Raw genomic sequence first — 17,555 nt, 5'->3', positions numbered from 1 at the left:
GTCGGCGTTGGGTTTAACTCTTTGAAGTTAACTCTTTGGAGTTAACTACAGGAGAACCATCATGTCGGAGCGACCGTTGGATAGGCTGATAGTGTCGCTCTGGTCTGCTTTCGTCAGATTGATCATGGTGATTCTCGCTAGTTGGATAATTAAATAGTGGCTTGCAAGGCGGCGACCCGCTTGGCCCAATTGGTGTGACAAGTCGCTTCTAGCATCTGGCCACTGTCTTTAAACACCGCTTCTGTACTATTGAGCAGGGCATGGGCCTGAGGCTTTTGGCGGGCCATGGATTGAGTAAAATGCTCCTCGACCAGCGCTACTTGCGCAGGATGGACGCAAGTTTTGGCATAAAACCCCCAGGCTATGTCCAGGGCCACTTCACGCGACAGGGTGTCGGGCTCCCCAATCAAGTCACACACGGGAGCTGACAGTTCGAAGCCAGCGGGTCGAAAAACGGTAATGAGCCGCTCAATGGTTGATCTCAAAGGAGTGTCGTAGACGGTTTGGCCTGGCTGGCGTTTAAGGCCTATGACACCTAAAAGATCATTAGCGCCAATACGCAGGGCGATGACCGGGTTACATAGGGCTTGCACCGCTTTAAGGGTGGCGATGGTGCTGTCTTCACGAAATAGCGCCGGTGTTTCAAGCGTTGGCATGATGGCGAGCTTCTTGTGGCGATTTAGCACTTCGCGCCATGCGGGCATGGTGATATCGTCGAATTTGGGTATGACCACGCCATCGATACGCGCCATCGCGTCAGACGACTCCAATAACTGGCGCAACACAAAGGGGTTACGCGGCCTGACAAAGCGTAGAAACGATACGTCTTGTGGTGCAGCCTTCAGCGCTTTTATTAGTCGCTGCACGGCCCAGGTGACGGCATTGGGTGCAACCGCATCTTCCGTACACAGGATGATGGATCGTGCATCGTGGCAGCCAACGGCTAAAATCTGATCGAGCGATTTGTGGGTGGCGGGCACATAGAGCGAAGCGCCGAGCTGGCCATAACGGGGTGTCGCCATTAGATAGCCTCCGTCTTAGTGACCGCTTTGATCAATGAGCAAGCGTGGAAAGGCATATCAGGGCATACGTCCACCGGCACACCTTTTTCTTCAGCCAGCAGGATTAGATGTTCAACATCCGGATGAGCTGTATCACGCACCATCAACAGCGCCGGCACGCGACGCAACATGACGCGTGTGGCCTCAGCAATACCTGGTTTGATGTAGTTGATGTCGTCGACGTGATAATGGCGTTGGATCTGCCCGAGCATTTCTTGCATCAGGAACCGCTGGCGCGTGAGCTCGCTCTCTGTTGGTAGAGAGGCGCCGTCAAACGGCTGCGATAAATGGACGGCGACACGCTCTATGAACGCTTGGGACTGGTCGTATGGCGCTAAGTCGTCATACAGGACACAGCCATGAAAAGCGCCTTCGGGTACTTGGTGGTTGAGTATCGAGCGTGATACAAGCCCTGAGACAGTAGCGTTGAGAATGCCCGACGGAATGGCATAGTCCTCATATGTTGCTGCGTAATCGGCCGTACCGCCAATGTCAGAAATGACCGCCAAACGGGTAGATACGGTACGTTTACCTTTGGCACGTCGGGCAGTGTTGTAACGCGACATATCTGAACGCAATTCACGGGTAATCACGCCTTTGGCTGTCCAGGCATCGACAAAGACAATACGCTTAGCATCTACGCCTACATCATCCAGTAAATAATCCAGTGCCGTGGTATCGATACCTCGATCACGAATAATGGAGACACTGTAGTGCTGGCATGCTTGACCTTCATAATCCACTAAGGCGCGTCGCAGTAACGCACCTGCCGGGGTGCCAGCACGTACTAGGCTGACCAGCGTAATGGGAGTGGCGCTAACACCCAAATCGGTCACCAACTGATGGGCTAGCTGGCGCACTTCACGCGCGAGCCTAGGGGCGTAGCGCGTGCAGAGGGTCTCAAATAACGCCAGGTATTGAGGGCTTGGCGCTTCCTCACGATGAATCATTTCACTGTAGTGGGCTTGGCCTGTCTGAATGCGGCGCTCTTTCTCTACAATCGAGAGGTATTCTGGCGCTATCGGCGTGAGCAGAAACTGGCAGTCATCCGGCTGGTAAGAACCATAAAAGGGGGCAAGCGGGGCCACTGCGGTCATTGGGCGAGTTCCTTAACAGCGTGCCAAACTTGGCTACGGGTGGGCATCACGGCCATATCGCTATGTGTCATGAAAGGGAGATCCGATAGACTGTCGCCAAGCGCGATAATGGTGTCTTCGGGCTGACGCTGAAGTACCTCTTCGAGAAGAAACCGGCAAGCCTCTGATTTGCAAGTGTAGGAAGGGCGTAGCGCGGCATTACGGGTGTTGGCATGAAGCGATAGCCCATGTGTCTGAGCAACCTCATTGAGTAGCGCGTGAGCCTCGGCTGTCAGTTCTCCCGTTGCCTTTATCGACAAATAGACAGGCACTGACAGGTCTTCTAGCTGACGCAAGGTAAACTGTAAATGTGGCAGTACCCGTGGCAGCGCCTCGCTAAGGTCAGCGTAAGCCCGGCCGATGGCAAGGTGCGCATCATTCACATGCGGTGCCAGCCGGGATTGCCACGCCGGTAACACTTGGCCTTCAAACGTGACCAACGCGCCATGGCTTACCACGGCATACTCCCTTGGGAATGATAGCGTTACGCGATCCAGCGCATAGCTGGTTCTTCCTGTTACAGGGATAATAAGATCGGCCGCACCGCTGAACAGCTCCCACAGCAGGCGTTGCTGGTGAGTTTGAAAAGAAAGTGGGGCGCCGTCTCCATCGACGGCGGCGAGCTGAACACGCTCAGCGTTGTCGGGCAATGATCGCTCACTGGCGAACAGCGTATCGTCTAGATCCGTCAGAAGGATCAGTCGACCCCGGGTCATGCCACTTGCTCCTGCTTGTCGTTAGCCTGCAAACGGTGGGCGGTTTCCAGCGCTTGGCTTAAATGAGGCAGACCGATGCCATCAAAGGCCAGCGGTACACGCTCTAGCGGTGCGTTGTAAAGGAAATGGGTTTTATTGCTATCGCCGGGCGCTGGGTGCTCAAGCCGATTGGCCACTTCATCGCCCAAGGCAATGGGTGAGCGTGTAGAGCTTTGAAACAACACATCCATTCCAGACCTTTCTAACGCCAGGGCAACACGGAAGGGGGTATCTAAGAACTCACCCATGCCATATACCACATGGGGTTTATTGACTTGCAGGTTTCGCGAGAGAAATTCGTCTTCCAGTAATGCCTCGTAGCTACCCAACAGCAGGCCATAAAGCCCTTGCCGCTCCAGTGGCAGCGGCGCTGACTGTGCCGATAGCGCGTCACAGAAATCGACATCGACATTATCGGGGAGGGTAGCCTGATACGCTGGGTCGGCAGCAAAGGAGAAGGTACCCGCCATCAGTTGCACGAAGTTAATCTCGAGATTTGACGGTAGCAGTGACAACAATTCCGCTCGTGCTGCTTCGTCTAGCCAGCTTACGATCGACACAATGTGCAGGCGCTTGACCCGTGAGAGTTCGGGCTGCCCCATTAGCGCATGGGCCAGCTGTGCCAAGGTGCGGCCCGTAGATATCTCATCATCAACGAGCACAAGATCCTCAGTCGTTTTGACGGCTTGTAGCGCATCGCCTTCCAGGCGCGCCATGTGCATCGTGTCAGCGTGTGAGTGTGCCTCGCGGATGCGCAACCAGGGATCAAGCACCAGGAAGCGGGTGGTGTGATGAAAAACGCTATGTTCATGCAGCTTGCCAAGATGGCGGGCAACGCCGGCGCCTAAACCGACCGCCGTTTCTGCCATGCCGACCACATAAGCGGTATTACCTCGTAACTGGATGGCATGCGCTAACTCGGCATGAATAGCGTCCATCTTAGAAGGCCGCACCGGTATATGCTTGCCTAGCACGCGGGAAACGAACAGGTAGCCGCGACGCGGGTTTAGCCGTGACGCAAAGGCGATTAATTCGTCAAGGCGGTGGCCATTTTCGGTCAATGTAAGCGTCAGCCGTCCGGCCTGGATGTCTTTAATCAATCTTGGCGTGCTCATAGAACAGTATTCCAATCAGTATATAGGCTCTGAAAAACCGATTAATCGCGCCAGAAACAGCTTTTCAGAACAAACATCGCCCAACATCAAAAGCCATTGCTATTAAAAAATCGCGTTAGAGTAAGTTGCTTATATGAGTGGGAGCCGTCGCCCCCACTCTTACGCTCAATTAAGAGGCGCTTAAACCATACTTAGAGGCGAGATCGCCCAGGCCACCGCTAAAGCCTTGACCGATGGCGCGGAACTTCCATTCGCCGTTGTTACGGTAAAGCTCACAGAAGATCATGGCATCTTCAATCGAGTAATCTTCTGACAGGTCGTAACGAACGACTTCTTGATTATTGTCTTCGTTGATAACGCGTGCAAAGGCGTTCTCAACTTGGCCGAAGTTCTGGCCGCGGGCTGCAGAGTCATGGATAGTTACGGTTACAGCAATTTTGTCGACATCGGCAGGAACCTTGGATAGATCAACCTTGATGACTTCATCATCGCCGTCGCCTTCACCGGTTTGGTTATCGCCTGTGTGCTCAACTGAACCATCGGCAGACTTCAAGTTGTTGTAGAAAATGAAGTCTTTATCACTGCGGCACTTGCCATCGCTATTGACCAGGAAGACGCTGGCATCAAGATCAAAGTCCTGACCGGTGGTCACACGAGCATCCCAGCCCAAACCGATACGAATCTGTTTGATACCCGGTGATTCTTTGCTCAGCGAAATGTTGCCGCCTTTGGAGAGAGAAATAGACATGCGTTCACACCTCATCGTTAGTTGATAGATATAAAAAGGCCAAGCCATTGCTTGGCCATAGGAAGACCTTATTGCAGGCCGTAACCGGTCAGGAATGCCGCCAAACCACCCGCAAAGCCATCGCCTTTGGCCGCAAAGCGCCATTCGCCATCTTTCTGGTAAAGCTCACCAAAGATCACAGCCGTTTCGGTAGAGTAGTCCTCAGTGAGGTCGTAGCGTGCAACTGGATCGGTGCTGCCGTCTTTCAAGACACGGACGAAGGCGTTGTTGACCATACCGAAGTTCTGGCCGCGCGTCTCAGCCTCGTGAATGGTGACGACAAGAACGATTTTGGCAATATCGGCACTCAGTTTCTCGAGGTCAACGGTGATGGTTTCGTCGTCGCCTTCGCCTTCCCCGGTAAGATTGTCACCAGATGACACGACACCACCACACGGTGAAGAAAGCTGGCTATAGAACACCAAGGCGCTGGTACCACCGACTGGCTTGTCATTAGCATCCAGCAACAGAGCAGACGCGTCTAGATCGAAGTTTGCACCATCGGTAATACGGGTATCCCAGCCCATACCTAGGGTGAATTTCGTGGCGCCTGGGGCTTCCTTAGATAGGTTAATGCGGCTGCCTTTGCTCAGGTCGATCATGCAACACTCCTTATTACGTCATATGGGGTAGTACCCGATAGTAGGCACTGGCAAACGTCCCTGAGGCGCTTGCCAGTATCTCCTCAGTGGGAAACACCAGACGACTCGACTTTGTTCCTGGATTCATAGAATACCCCCAGTACTCAGGGCCATCCGGTAGAATCATTAGGGCCTGTGCCGGAACCTCTCTGTTTTAAGACCAACATGAAGCAGAGTATGGGATGCCGACAACTGATCCAAACCCAACGATACCAGATTCACGCTTGTATTGGGGTAGGTTTGAGCCAGCGGTAAGCCGCCAAGCGCCTTGATTTCATGACAGCAAAATACGTCGTGAGTTGCGTTGTAATGCGACGAATGATGGTTGTGGTCTTAAGCTGGATTAGCGTCGTGGCAATGGCCAGCGGCGTAAAGCCAGGAAACACACAGATAAATAAATTGTCTGAATTTGAGGGTTATTGTTGGCTAAAGCGAAAGTTGATGAGATCGGGCAACTAATCAGAACTTTCCTGCTACGTTCAACCTTACGTTAAGTTGAATTTTGAAACACCTGAGGCATCGTAAGGTGTAAGGTATTTTTAGTACGCCCTTATCTAATAGAATAAAGGGTGGGTCGATTAGGCTTGTAAGTGGCTTAGGTGGTGCAGTAACTCAACGGAAATTAAAAATTAAATCAATCACCCGATAACACTTAATTAGACGGTTATCGACGCTGTAAGGGAAGAATAATTGATGGCTACCAAATTGATTGCAGGGCAGAACGCCAAACTTAATGACTCACAGCTGACATTTAGTCTCGCTGTGGGCAACGACCATGGTGCTGGCTTAGACGCCTCAGCCATTCTGCTGGCTAACACAGGTAAGGTGTCGAGCGATGATGACTTCATCTTCTTCAACCAACCCAAGCACCCCTCAGGCGCCGTAGAACAAACAGATGGATCAACATTTTCGGTCGATCTTAGCAAAGTGCCTGAGCACCTTGAGCGAATAGCGTTTGTCCTCACTGTTGAGCCTGGACTGTCAGCGTTGTCGAGCGGCTACCGTTTTGACCTTAAGGGAGCCGGTGAACAGTTTGAGTTCAGTGGGCAAGGCGCTGGCCGCCAGGAGAAGTCGCTCATTGTGTGCGAGTTGTATCGTCGCAATGGTGATTGGAAAGTGAAAGTCGTTGACCAGGGCTTTGCCGGTGGCATGGCGCCGCTTGCCGAGCATTTTGGCGTCGATGTCGACAATGATTCCAAGCCAGCCCCTACGCCAACACCGGCTCCAGCCTCTCCTAAGCCCCAAGAGAAACCATCGATTAATCTCAGCAAGATCACCCTTGATAAAAAGGGCGACACTATTTCGCTTGAGAAAAAATCAGCCACCTTCGGCAAAATTCATGTGAACCTCAACTGGGATCAAACTGCGGGAGCGGGCGCCAGCAAAAAAGGCTTATTCGGATCGTTACTGGGCGGCAAGCAGGGGGGAGTCGATCTGGATCTTGGCTGTATGTTCGAGTTTAAAGACGGCACCAAAGGGATTGTTCAAGCCCTTGGCAATCACTTCGGCAGCCTTGAAAAAGCGCCCTACATCTTCCTTGATGGCGACGATCGCACGGGGTCAGTGAATCAAGGCGAGAACTTATACCTGAATGGCAAGCATTGGGGTGACATCAAGCGTGTGATGATCTTTGCCTTCATTTATGAAGGCGTTGCGAACTGGGCGCAGACCAACGGACGCGTTTCGATCAAAGCGCCTGATCAGCCTGAAATCGAAATCCGCATGGATGCCAGCGGTAAAAACGAGAATTTCTGTGTGATTGCGATGCTGGAGAATCAAAACGGCACCCTGAATATCTCTAAAGAGGTGAACTATTTCGGCAGTCACAAGCCAGCGGATAACCATTATGGTTTTGGCTTCCAGTGGAAAGCTGGCTCTAAGTAACGGCATAGCGTTGCGCCAGCCCTTTTTGGTAGTGTCGACCTACTACGGCACTGCTTCTCAAGACGTTTGATAATGCATTGAGGAAACCATGCGCCGACTCCCCGTATACCTAGTGCTTGATAAATCCTACTCCATGACCGGAGAGCCGATTAATGCGGTGAACCAAGGCTTGCAGGCCTTAGTCGACATGCTGCGCCAAGATCCTTTCGCGCTTGAGACTGTTTACCTGTCAGTGATCGAATTTAGTTCAGAAGCTCGCCACACTGTGCCCTTGTGCGACCTGATGACCTTTCAGCCTCCCACGCTGAAGCCTGATGGTATGACGGCACTGGGAGCGGCACTCAAACTTACCGCTGAACGTATCCGTGAGGAAGTGCAGTCCTCCTCCAGCAGTGCTAAGGGCGACTGGCGTCCCTTGGTGTTTGTCTTCACCGATGGTGTAGCCAACGACGATCTAGACGTAGGCATCCAAGCTATGAAGGGTGTCAGTGTGGCTAAGTTGGTCGGCTGTGCCGCTGGCGCCGACGCGGATACGGCCGACCTGCAGCGCTTTGCCACCGACGTTGTGCGGTTGAACAGTAATGACGCCGAGTCTATCCGTGCCTTCTTTGCCTGGGTCTCTGCCAGTGTATCAATGACCAGCCAGTCGGTTGAATCCGGCGGCAGCGATGGCAGTGCCGATTTGCCACCTCCGCCCAATGAAATCAGTGTCATCAATCTGAGCAAAAACTGAGCAAGGAGCTACCATGGATCGTCGTTTACCTATCTATCTTCTCATCGACTCGTCGGGTTCAATGCGCGGCGAGCCCATACAGTCAGTGAACGTCGGCTTGGCGGCCATGCTATCGGCGCTGCGCCAAGACCCTTATGCTCTCGAAACGGTTTACCTATCAATCATCACCTTTGATCACGAAGTGAAAGAGCTGCTTCCCCTGCAAGCCTTGGAAAGCGCCCAGGTCAACGACATCGAACTACCACGCTCCGGTGCAACGCATATGGGCGAAGGCCTCAATAAGGTCTGTGACTGCGTAGAGCGGGATATCCTAACGTCCACCTCCGACCAGAAGGGTGACTTTCGGCCGATGCTATTCGTGATGACCGATGGCTCGCCCTCGGATTTGATGGAGTTTGACGCGGCGGTAGCGCGCATCAAAAATATGAAATTTTCCGAGATCATTGCCTGCGCGGCAGGCCCCAAGGCGAAACAAGAGCATCTGAAAAAGTTCGCGACCAAAACGGTCAGTCTGGAAAACATGGACAGCGCGGGCTTTGCGAATTACTTCCAATGGGTCTCGGCGTCTATTGCGGCTAACGCCAGCGGCCAACAAAACGGGGCGGGTGACGATATCACGCTGCCACCACCACCCGATGAAGTGCAGGTCGTCCTGTAGCCGAGGTATTAATGAGACGCTTACCCATTTTCTTCGTGCTCGATGTATCGGAATCCATGGCCGGTGAGCCCCATGCACAACTGCAGCGGGCGATGGAATCTATCGTTGAGCAGCTTCGCCAGGATCCAAGCGCCTTGGAGACCGTGCATATTTCGGTGATCGCCTTTGCCGGGCAGGTGGGTACCGTCGTGCCTATGGTGGATCTGATGAGTTTTTATCCACCGCGCTTACCCCTTGGCGGCGGGACGGCTCTGGGGGAAGCCCTGGATGAGCTGATGACCCGCATTGAGGTAGACGTTAAAAAAACCACGCCCAATCAGCGAGGAGACTGGGAGCCGGTCATTTACCTATTAACCGATGGTCGCCCGACTGATCGCACCGATGCTGCTATCAAACGCTGGCGCCAGCACTACGCCAGCCGCGCGCATTTGATTGCCGTTACCCTCGGGGGGGCTGCGGATACTCAAGTGCTCAAGCAGTTGACCGATGACGTGGTGTCGCTGGATAACGGTACCGGCGAAGATTTGAGCCGCTTTGCCCGCTGGGTTTCCGCGTCGGTCGCCGCCCAGAGCCAGGCACTGGATGTGGGCAAAAACGCGCCAGGAATATCACTTTCCAAAGCGAGCGATGTAGGAATTAGCTTGGTAAAGGACAGTGACGCGGCACCTATCGACGACCAGGTTGTGGTATTCACCGGCCGCTGCCATCGCCACAAAAAGCCGTACTTGCTCAAATACAACGCCGTTCCAATGCCGGGCAATTTTGGAGCGTCAGCCGCCCAGGGTATTTATGGGCTTGAAGGTGTCTATCCACTTGGCGAGGAGTATTTCGAGTGGTCTTCGGAGAGCAGCTCAAAGGCATCGGTTAGCAGTGACCAATTGGAAGGGGTGCCGCCTTGTCCTCACTGTGGCGCGGTCACCACATTTGCATTATGCAGCTGCGGCAAACTGATGTGCTGTAACGGGCCCGGCCAGCAAACGTGCCCTTGGTGTGACGCTAACGTCGCGTTCGGTCAAGGTAGCGGAGGCGCCGGTTTTGATGTGGGCAGGGGGCAAGGGTGAAGCATTCACAAGACTACTACCATCGTGTCATTAGCAGTTTGTTTGAAAAGCCTGGGCAACGGCTTCCCGATCAGCTTATCGAGCGAGTTATACAGGAGACAAACGGCCCCACTTTAATTGATGAATTTCGCGAGCAGTTTAAAACCACCATGTCTGAGCATTACAAACAGTCAAAAGAGAACGGTACGAAAGCAGAGGAAGCGGGCTCCGCCTTTACCCCAGGCCTCCCCATCAGCGACAGCGAGGAAAGCGCAGTGTCCGAACATCACAATGCCAACACTGGTAATGCTCCCCAAGATCGGTCAGCGGACGTGCCTCTCCAGCCGGGCGATATCCCCTCTGAGGCGCCTGCAGAAGCGTCGGTGCCGGTCGTCGCGACTCGTACCGAGAGCCTCCCCAACGGCCGTTCGGGACAACCCTATGACGTTTGCCTTGATGAGTTGCTGGATGAGTTGCCCGCGAAGCTGCAGCTTGAAGATGACGGTGGCAGTAACCTGTCATTGTCCGATGACCACAGACTGCAGGGCACACCGACTGCCCAGGGGTCTCTCCAATTGAAAGTGCAGGGTCTTGATGAGCAGGGCGAGACGGTACTAGAGCTCACGCTCAAGCTGGCGCTGATCCCCAGCTCTCGTGACCTATGGCAGAATCTGCCGTCAGATCCTGATGCCCCCTATGCCAAGCCCGATGAAGAGGTTGATCGTCTAAGTGGTGGCGATGGTTGGCAAATGGCCATGGGCTCCCAGCGCGGTCGGTCTCATGCCCACCGAGGAGGGCAACGTGATGATCATGGCACTATCGCCCGGGCAACGTCAGGCTGGAATGTGTTGATCGTGGGGGATGGCGCGGGATCGTGTGAATACGCTCGCCAGGGAAGCCTGTTAGCAACGACCGTGGCCCGCGATGAGCTGCTGAACTCATTGGCGGCAAACGAGGGGGCCGCTTTGGAAGCCGCTGCGCTTGCGTGGTGGAAAGGGGGAGACCGTTCTCGCATGTCGCAGGCGTTACTGGTACCCCTGCAGCAGACGATGATTACCGCGGTGCATGCGGGTCATCGAGCGATTACCGAGGAAGCCAAAGCCTCGGGGCACCCGGCGAAAGCTTTTTCGACGACCTTGCTGCTCGCGCTGCATAAAGAAACGCCTGATGGTCACATCGTCGTGACTTTTGGGATTGGCGACGGTGCGGTGGCGGCGCTTTACGAGGGCCGACAAGCCCAGATGTTAACTACAGCCGATTCAGGCCAACATGCCGGGCAAACCCGTTTTCTTGACGCGCCTCTTTTCCAAGAGGCTGAGGGGCTTTATCAACGGGTGAAGATTAACGTTTTCTCTTCGCTGGAGGCTCTCATTGTCGCCACCGATGGCTTGACCGATCCAAAATTCACGTCTGATAACGATATGCACGACGGTGAAAGCTGGTGGGCGCTCTATGATGAGCTGGCGCCAGCCCTGGCAGCCCCCAACGATGATTCTGAGCGCGACCCGCTACAAGACTATCTGAGCTTTTTTGTTGAGCGCCATCACGACGATCGGACGTTGGCAGTGCTTTATCGTGACAGCGTTATGCCAGCCGATATGGGCGACTCGGAGGCCTTGGTATGAGCGTACCCATTATTACGCTAACAGCCTCCAACGGTGAGCAAGTTCAGTTTCGAGACAAAATCATCGCCACGGGCGGTATGAAAGACGTCTACGCCAGCCCAGACAAGCGCTATGTGGTTGCCTTCTACCGTGCCCAGCTTGATGATGCTGCCCGTCAGCGCCTGGAGATGATTACCGGAGCCTACCGTGAGCGCATCTTCGACAATGAGCAGGGCGCCTACTGGGATCAACTGTATTGTTGGCCCACGGCAACGGTAGAGCACAATGGCCGTACCGGCGTCGTGGCACCGTTCTATCGTGACCATTTCTTCTTTGAGCATGGTTCATTTAACAACGACATGCTCAAAATTCAGGGTAAGGATAAGGAAGGCAAGTGGTTTGCATCGCCCAACAACCAATTCAAGTTCTTAGACGAAAGAGAGCGCGGCAACTGGCTTAATTATCTGCAGCTCTGCTTACGGCTGTCTCGCGCCGTCCGCCGGCTACACGCGGCAGGTCTCGCCCACAGTGATTTGAGCTACAAGAATGTATTGTTAGCACCGACGACCGGCAACGTCTGTATCATCGATATGGATGGCCTGGTTGTGCCCGACCGGTTCCCCCCGGAAGTAGTGGGCACCCCTGACTTTATTGCGCCTGAATGCGTGGCAACGAGCCACCTGCCGAAAACGGATCCGCAGCGGGTTTTACCCAGTATTTTCACCGATCGGCACGCGCTGGCCGTTATGGTCTATTCACTGCTGCTGTTACGCCATCCCCTGCGCGGACAAAAAGTGCATGCTGTTGATCCCAGTGAGGATGAGCGACTCACGATGGGTGAGCAGGCGCTGTTCGTAGAGCATCCCAGCGACAACAGCAATCGGCTGAGCCCAACAGACGCAACGAAGCCGACCGAGTTGCCCTGGAAAGATCCTCAAAAACTTCCCTACACCGTCACCGGGCCCTATCTAGCCGCGTTGTTTGATCGTGCCTTTATCGATGGGCTGCATGATCCCCGCAGTCGTCCCAGTGCGGATGAGTGGGAGGTTGCCCTGGTGAAGACGGTAGACCTGATTCAGCCCTGCCAGAATAGCGCCTGCCCACAAGCCTGGTTTGTGTTTGATAACACCACGGCGCCGCGCTGCCCCTTCTGCCAAACCCGGTACCAGGGAAAGCTGCCGGTGATTAACCTCTATTCATCGCGGGGAGACCGTTATCGGCCGGATAACCATCGCTTGATGGTGTATTCAAACCAGAGCGTTTTCCCCTGGCATGTAGATCGCACGATTATGCCGAACGAGCGGCTTGGCGATGAACATAAATCGCGGGTGGGCTACTTCGTGCTGCACCAGCAGCGGTGGTTCTTGGTCAACGAAAATATGCCTGATTTGAAGAATGCCCAGACCGGTGAGGCCGTACCAATCGGTGGCAAGATTGAACTGGAGGACGGGCTACAGCTGCTCACCGGCAAGTCACCCGCTAGCCGGTTGTTCTATCTGCAGATGGTGTAGAGGTGCCTTGCAAAATTATCGGTATTTGTGGGCTTTCATGCTTATTTAGATAAAACTGCTTTTCAGCATTTAGGGTTTGTCTTGAGAAGAACTAAACATACAGGGGTAGATATGGGGTATGTAATCGCCATAGTGCTTGTAATGAACGCTTACTCACAGAAACTGGTCAGCTATTAATAGTAAAGCGATTATAATCATGGCAGCACCAGAAAATAGACTAACCCGGCGTGCTACGTGAGGCCGCGTGCCTATAAAGCTCCTCGCAGCAATACCAACGAGAAAATAAACGACAGCACAGTTAACTATCTGAACAAAGCCCATCGCAGTTATCTGCATTGAAATTGACCATTCGCTTTCACGGTTTGTAAACTGCGGTAATAAAATTAAAAACAGCACCAATGCATCGGGGTTCATACCACTGATGATGAATCCACGAACGCCCCATCCTAACCCTGTATTTGATGTATGTTTTTTATCTGCTGTGGGTTGAGAGAGGGGAGTAATAATATTAATGCCAAGCCACAGTAAATAACCTGCCCCCAGTACCGTCAGAACGGAAAGCACTGTAGGGATGCTGGCGATTAGCGCACCCACTCCAGCGGCAAATACAAAGGTTATCACCAAATAGCCACATAGCATGCCGACAACTGCAGGTACCAATGCCCGCTCCCGCAGGCCCGCTGTAATCGCATAGGCCCAGTCTGCTCCTGGTGCCATAATTAGCGAAATTGAAAGCGCCCAGAATGCCATTAAGTTGCTGATTGACATAGGCTTTCCTTGATGTCTGTTGATTTTTACAAGGTATATTAGCGGTTAACTTATGGCAGGTCTTCTCAAATTAGTTAATATAAATATTACTCGAGGCTAGAACTTCGGTGGCTCTATCTGCAGATTGTTTAGAGGTGTCTCGCAGGACTATTGGTATTGGCGGGCTTTTACCCAGATGGCACTGCCCTTGGCAAGCGACAGTGCATCTGATTGGCTCATTTCAAAATCTAACGATACGGTAAATTAGAAAGTAACGGCCAGGACGCTGTCTGCCACCGTGTACTGCGCGATGATAAAGGCGATATAGCACGCTGCCATAATCCCGCCTGCTATGCGGCCGATCTTGCCTACGAAGAGCAGGAAGGCCGCAAAGACGAGGGTTACAAGCACGACTACGTAGATGTCGAAAGATGCAAAACGTGGATCAATCAACAAAGGCTTGGCGACGGCAGAAAGTGCCAATACTGAGAGAATATTGAAGATGTTACTGCCAATGATTCCTCCTACGATCATATCGTTCTGGCCCTTGCGAGCGGCAGCTATACAGGCGGTCAATTCAGGCAGCGAGGTGCCGAAGGCAATAAGGGTCATGCCGATCACGGCTTCAGGCACGCCGAGTGCAATCCCTCCAGCAACCGCTCCCTGAACCAGAATCTCAGACCCTACCAGTAGGGTTAAGATGCCGACAAGCAGCATAAGTCCTGGAAAACGGCTGCCGGTATCGTGCTCTTCCACTTCGTCTACGTCGAGCTTGCTAGCCTTGTACTGGTAGAACACGTAGCCAGCAAGCGCGATGACCATCACCAGGCCTCCCCAGGCTGGCAGGGTGCCAGCGACTACCGCCACCGTCATGCCTGCCGTGGCGACCAGCATTACGATAGTGTCTAGACCTACATCTGCACGTCTAAAGACGACAGGTGCGATCAGGGCTGATACCGCAATTACCATTAATATGTTGGCAATATTTGAGCCAATAACGTTGCCGACCGAAATGCCGGGAAAACCAGATAGGTTGGCGTTGACAGAGGTGAAAAGTTCCGGCGCAGAGGTGCCGAACGCTAGAACGGTGGCGGCAATGAAAAGCTTTGATAATCCTGACCGTCCGGCGACTGTCACGGCGTTATCGACCGTCCAGTCCCCTCCCTTGATCAGCAGCCAAACGCCAAACGCGATTGCGCCAAATGCAATCAGGGAAAGTTGGTAGGTGCTGAGTTCGTGCATGTTTGTTCCAGAAAAAAAACGGCGAAAAGAGAGGATAGTTTGTGTGGTTGAAAGTGTTACAGATCGAATTCTTCAGGCTTGAGGCCAAGCTCCTTCGCGATATCTCGCACCACGGCTTTTTCGTCTGCATCGAAATCCCCATCGGCCGCACCGATGGCGCACACGACACGAACAATGACCCGGGCTTGATCTTCCTTGCCGCGTACCTTTCCGACGGTCTGCAGTGCATTGGCCTTACCGATTTCATGGTCAAATTCGAAATCGCCAACGGCTTTATTGAACACCTCAATCACCTGTCGGATGTCGAAATGCTTCAGCTCGTCCGAGCGCTCTAAAAACGCTGCCATTTTTTGTTTTTCTGAGGCATCGACTGAACCGTCAGCAGCGGCTACCAGAGCGCAGCCAGAGACTATTGCTTCCATAAAGGTACGGTTTTTGAACTTCGCTACCTCAGCCGTCAGGTTTTCACGTGCCTTAGTAACGTTTTCTTTTAGCCAATTAAGAGCCATCTTGCTTCTCCAGTCTGATAATGAATCATTGAAATTTAGGGGGCTAAATCAGATAGCCTATCCAATGCCTTAAGTAAGGTTCGCGAGGTGTATGCTTCGAACGGCTTGTGGTGGCCATTGATGCTATAACACGACCCCGAGTGAAGGCATCGATCAGTCAGAATATAATGACACAATTCATCATCTTTCGTCTTGTCGACCAAATGACAGATGACGTTGGCTAGGTCTATTTTTGGGTTGGTATTGCTGCCAATAAGTACTTCCCTGCATCTGACGACTGCAGCCACTCCTTGTCAGACATCACATAATAGGAACAGCAGCGACCTTGTATGGTTGACTCAAGAAGAGAAAAAATTTGCAGTCCCGGCGCTACGCAATCTGAAAAAACTCACCGGGAGCCCAGAGGCGCTTAACGTTGATTTCCAATATTAAGTGCCTGCACTCAGGTGATGCTGCATTACGATCGTTCGTTGTCGTCCTGATGCCCGGAGCTGCCATTGTCCGACAGGAATTTATCGCGCGCGCGTTGGCTGTCATCGTTGTTGCGGCTGGCGAGGCGTGCTTGCTCTGCTTGAGCTTCACGTTCGGCGCGCGCTGCCTCGCGACGGGCATGCAGTTGCCGGGCAGCACGACGAACCCGCCAGGCGACATAAGTGCCCCCCAACGCCAGCAAGGTCAGGACAACGATATTGAACAGCGGAAAGTGTCGGTAGCCTGGTTCGACCTGCCAGACCTTCACGGCGTTCGGAAACATTGAGAAGATCGGAATACGCCAACCGTAATGCCGAACGGCCACCAAGTTACTTTCGTTCTGAGAAATCGAGCGGGCACGAGTGTTCAAGTTGGAGCTATCGAATTTTCCGTACAAAACGGCATCTTCATTGCGATAATTGCGCGGATTACCTTCCGCGCTTTCTGCAAGGATGAAGTACACGTCCATGGTGCTTACGGCGCTTTTGGACTCACTGTCCTGATTATTATGCTGGGTATCTACCCGCTTAACATCGGTACCGATCAGTCGCACGACATCAACCTGCGGTAGGGTGTAGTGCAAAGCGGCTCCGGATGCGATTAGAGTGATGCCAACCAGGGCGTATCCTAGGCGTTTCATTGATTATTTCCCTGAAGGTCATTTTTTAGCAATATGTGCTGATACTGGCACCCACCTAGCGCGATGCCTATCGGGCTGGATGCCAAGCCGTTGGCAAGTTGCACCTGAACGTCACAAAGATAGGCGTTTATTTGTTAATGATAAGCGACATCACGCTTCATCAACATTGATGATGCCATTCGTGAGTATCATCGGCAACTCTGACCTAACCCATTCTCACAGCATAGAGAGCTGTTTCTTGATTGATGCTTTTTTGAAGGCTGCCTGATGTGAGCGCCTAGCCAAATACAGTGAATGCGAGATGTTAGAGTGAAATTATATGGACATGTCAGAAAGTTCCTTTTGCCACTAGGCGGCATTCCCTGCATATTAATCGGCTAGGTAATGTAGAACGATCTCATTGAATGCATGACTTAACCCGATAGCGAGGAACCTAATGTCGCAGCAAGTTATCCTTACTACCTCGTCGCACCTTGAAGGCTACCGAGTAATCGAACATATCGACATTGTTTCGTCTGAGTGTGTGTTTGGCATGAACGTGTTTAAGGATATATTCGCAAACTTTCGCGATTTTTTTGGTGGGCGCAATAAATCATCCCAGAACGCATTGCGTGATGCGCGTGTTGCTTGCCTTGATGAGTTGCGTGCAGAAGCGGCGCAAATGGGCGCTAACGCTGTGATTGGCATTGATCTTGATTACAGCGAGATTTCAGGAGGCGGCAAGTCGATGCTGTTCTTGGTTGCTACAGGTACAGCGGTGAAGGTGGCGAGAGCGTAATACAGCTCAGTTTTTCTGAGTGCTCTCACCGAGCTCCAGGCAATAAAAAAAGGCAGACCAGTATGTAACTGATCTGCCTTTCAAAATATTGGTAGCGGGGACCGGATTTGAACCGATGACCTTCGGGTTATGAGCCCGACGAGCTACCAGACTGCTCCACCCCGCATCAACGTGTGGCGTATTCTACAGAAGTTTTATGTGAAGTCAATAGGGGGATTAACACGTTCGGCTTATAGCGGTTGA

The 17,555-nt window shown here is 52.8% G+C and carries 17 protein-coding genes and 1 tRNA gene; 7 read left to right on the top strand and 11 right to left on the bottom strand.

Annotation, left to right across the window (positions count from 1 at the left end; all coding sequences use genetic code 11):
- Nucleotides 1-149: 149 nt before the first annotated feature.
- The 6 genes from A6R74_RS19185 to A6R74_RS19160 form a co-directional block, all read right to left on the bottom strand.
- Complete coding sequence (locus A6R74_RS19185) at nt 150-1,022, bottom strand: aldolase/citrate lyase family protein (RefSeq protein WP_064236063.1); 873 nt, start codon at nt 1,020-1,022, stop codon at nt 150-152.
- Nucleotides 1,022-2,158 carry a cysteine protease StiP family protein gene (locus A6R74_RS19180; protein ID WP_064236062.1) on the bottom strand — a complete coding sequence of 379 codons (1,137 nt, stop codon included), beginning with the start codon at nt 2,156-2,158 and terminating at the stop codon, nt 1,022-1,024. Before A6R74_RS19180 ends, A6R74_RS19185 begins: the two co-directional genes overlap by 1 nt.
- Nucleotides 2,155-2,913, bottom strand: a complete 759-nt coding sequence (locus tag A6R74_RS19175) for a hypothetical protein (RefSeq protein ID WP_064236061.1) — start codon at nt 2,911-2,913, stop codon at nt 2,155-2,157. The genes A6R74_RS19180 and A6R74_RS19175 overlap by 4 nt, the downstream gene beginning before the upstream one ends.
- On the bottom strand, nt 2,910-4,067 hold the full coding sequence (locus tag A6R74_RS19170; protein ID WP_064236060.1) for a phosphoribosyltransferase domain-containing protein: 1,158 nt from the start codon (nt 4,065-4,067) through the stop codon (nt 2,910-2,912). The genes A6R74_RS19175 and A6R74_RS19170 overlap by 4 nt, the downstream gene beginning before the upstream one ends.
- Before the next feature lie 169 nt (nt 4,068-4,236).
- Complete coding sequence (locus tag A6R74_RS19165) at nt 4,237-4,815, bottom strand: TerD family protein (protein ID WP_064236059.1); 579 nt, start codon at nt 4,813-4,815, stop codon at nt 4,237-4,239.
- 68 nt (nt 4,816-4,883) lie between these two features.
- On the bottom strand, nt 4,884-5,456 hold the full coding sequence (locus tag A6R74_RS19160; RefSeq protein ID WP_064236058.1) for a TerD family protein: 573 nt from the start codon (nt 5,454-5,456) through the stop codon (nt 4,884-4,886).
- Between the two features lie 732 nt (nt 5,457-6,188).
- Between A6R74_RS19160 and A6R74_RS19155 the strand changes: the two genes are divergently transcribed.
- The 6 genes from A6R74_RS19155 (at nt 6,189) to A6R74_RS19130 (ending at nt 12,925) form a co-directional block, all read left to right on the top strand.
- On the top strand, nt 6,189-7,379 hold the full coding sequence (locus A6R74_RS19155) for a TerD family protein (protein ID WP_064236057.1): 1,191 nt from the start codon (nt 6,189-6,191) through the stop codon (nt 7,377-7,379).
- Between the two features lie 88 nt (nt 7,380-7,467).
- On the top strand, nt 7,468-8,112 hold the full coding sequence (locus A6R74_RS19150) for a vWA domain-containing protein (protein ID WP_064236056.1): 645 nt from the start codon (nt 7,468-7,470) through the stop codon (nt 8,110-8,112).
- Between the two features lie 13 nt (nt 8,113-8,125).
- A complete protein-coding gene (locus A6R74_RS19145) occupies nt 8,126-8,770 on the top strand; it encodes a vWA domain-containing protein (RefSeq protein ID WP_064236055.1) in 645 nt (214 codons plus the stop codon).
- 11 nt (nt 8,771-8,781) lie between these two features.
- Nucleotides 8,782-9,831 (top strand): TerY-C metal binding domain-containing protein, encoded by a 1,050-nt coding sequence (locus A6R74_RS19140; protein ID WP_064236054.1) that lies wholly within the window; start codon nt 8,782-8,784, stop codon nt 9,829-9,831.
- On the top strand, nt 9,828-11,435 hold the full coding sequence (locus A6R74_RS19135) for a PP2C family serine/threonine-protein phosphatase (protein WP_064236053.1): 1,608 nt from the start codon (nt 9,828-9,830) through the stop codon (nt 11,433-11,435). Before A6R74_RS19140 ends, A6R74_RS19135 begins: the two co-directional genes overlap by 4 nt.
- Complete coding sequence (locus A6R74_RS19130) at nt 11,432-12,925, top strand: helix-hairpin-helix domain-containing protein (RefSeq protein ID WP_064236052.1); 1,494 nt, start codon at nt 11,432-11,434, stop codon at nt 12,923-12,925. The genes A6R74_RS19135 and A6R74_RS19130 overlap by 4 nt, the downstream gene beginning before the upstream one ends.
- A 153-nt stretch (nt 12,926-13,078) precedes the next feature.
- On the opposite strand, the gene A6R74_RS19125 is transcribed toward A6R74_RS19130, so the two are convergent.
- From A6R74_RS19125 to A6R74_RS19110, 4 genes are all read right to left on the bottom strand, one after another.
- Nucleotides 13,079-13,693 carry a LysE family translocator gene (locus tag A6R74_RS19125; protein ID WP_064236051.1) on the bottom strand — a complete coding sequence of 205 codons (615 nt, stop codon included), beginning with the start codon at nt 13,691-13,693 and terminating at the stop codon, nt 13,079-13,081.
- Between the two features lie 243 nt (nt 13,694-13,936).
- Entirely contained in the window at nt 13,937-14,914 is a 978-nt protein-coding gene (locus A6R74_RS19120) for a calcium/sodium antiporter (RefSeq protein WP_064236050.1), read from the bottom strand.
- Between the two features lie 56 nt (nt 14,915-14,970).
- On the bottom strand, nt 14,971-15,423 hold the full coding sequence (locus A6R74_RS19115; RefSeq protein ID WP_064236049.1) for a tellurite resistance TerB family protein: 453 nt from the start codon (nt 15,421-15,423) through the stop codon (nt 14,971-14,973).
- Nucleotides 15,424-15,880: 457 nt separating this feature from the next.
- Nucleotides 15,881-16,534, bottom strand: a complete 654-nt coding sequence (locus tag A6R74_RS19110) for a DUF1523 family protein (RefSeq protein WP_064236048.1) — start codon at nt 16,532-16,534, stop codon at nt 15,881-15,883.
- Nucleotides 16,535-16,970: 436 nt separating this feature from the next.
- On the opposite strand from A6R74_RS19110, the gene A6R74_RS19105 reads away from it, so the two are divergent.
- Nucleotides 16,971-17,312, top strand: a complete 342-nt coding sequence (locus tag A6R74_RS19105) for a YbjQ family protein (RefSeq protein WP_064236047.1) — start codon at nt 16,971-16,973, stop codon at nt 17,310-17,312.
- A gap of 89 nt (nt 17,313-17,401) precedes the next feature.
- On the opposite strand, the gene A6R74_RS19100 is transcribed toward A6R74_RS19105, so the two are convergent.
- Nucleotides 17,402-17,478, bottom strand: a tRNA-Met gene (locus A6R74_RS19100).
- Between the last annotated feature and the right edge of the window lie 77 nt (nt 17,479-17,555).

The organism is Halomonas sp. ALS9 (genome assembly GCF_001651035.1).
GTDB lineage: Bacteria > Pseudomonadota > Gammaproteobacteria > Pseudomonadales > Halomonadaceae > Vreelandella.
This window is presented reverse-complemented; position numbering and strand designations above follow the sequence as displayed.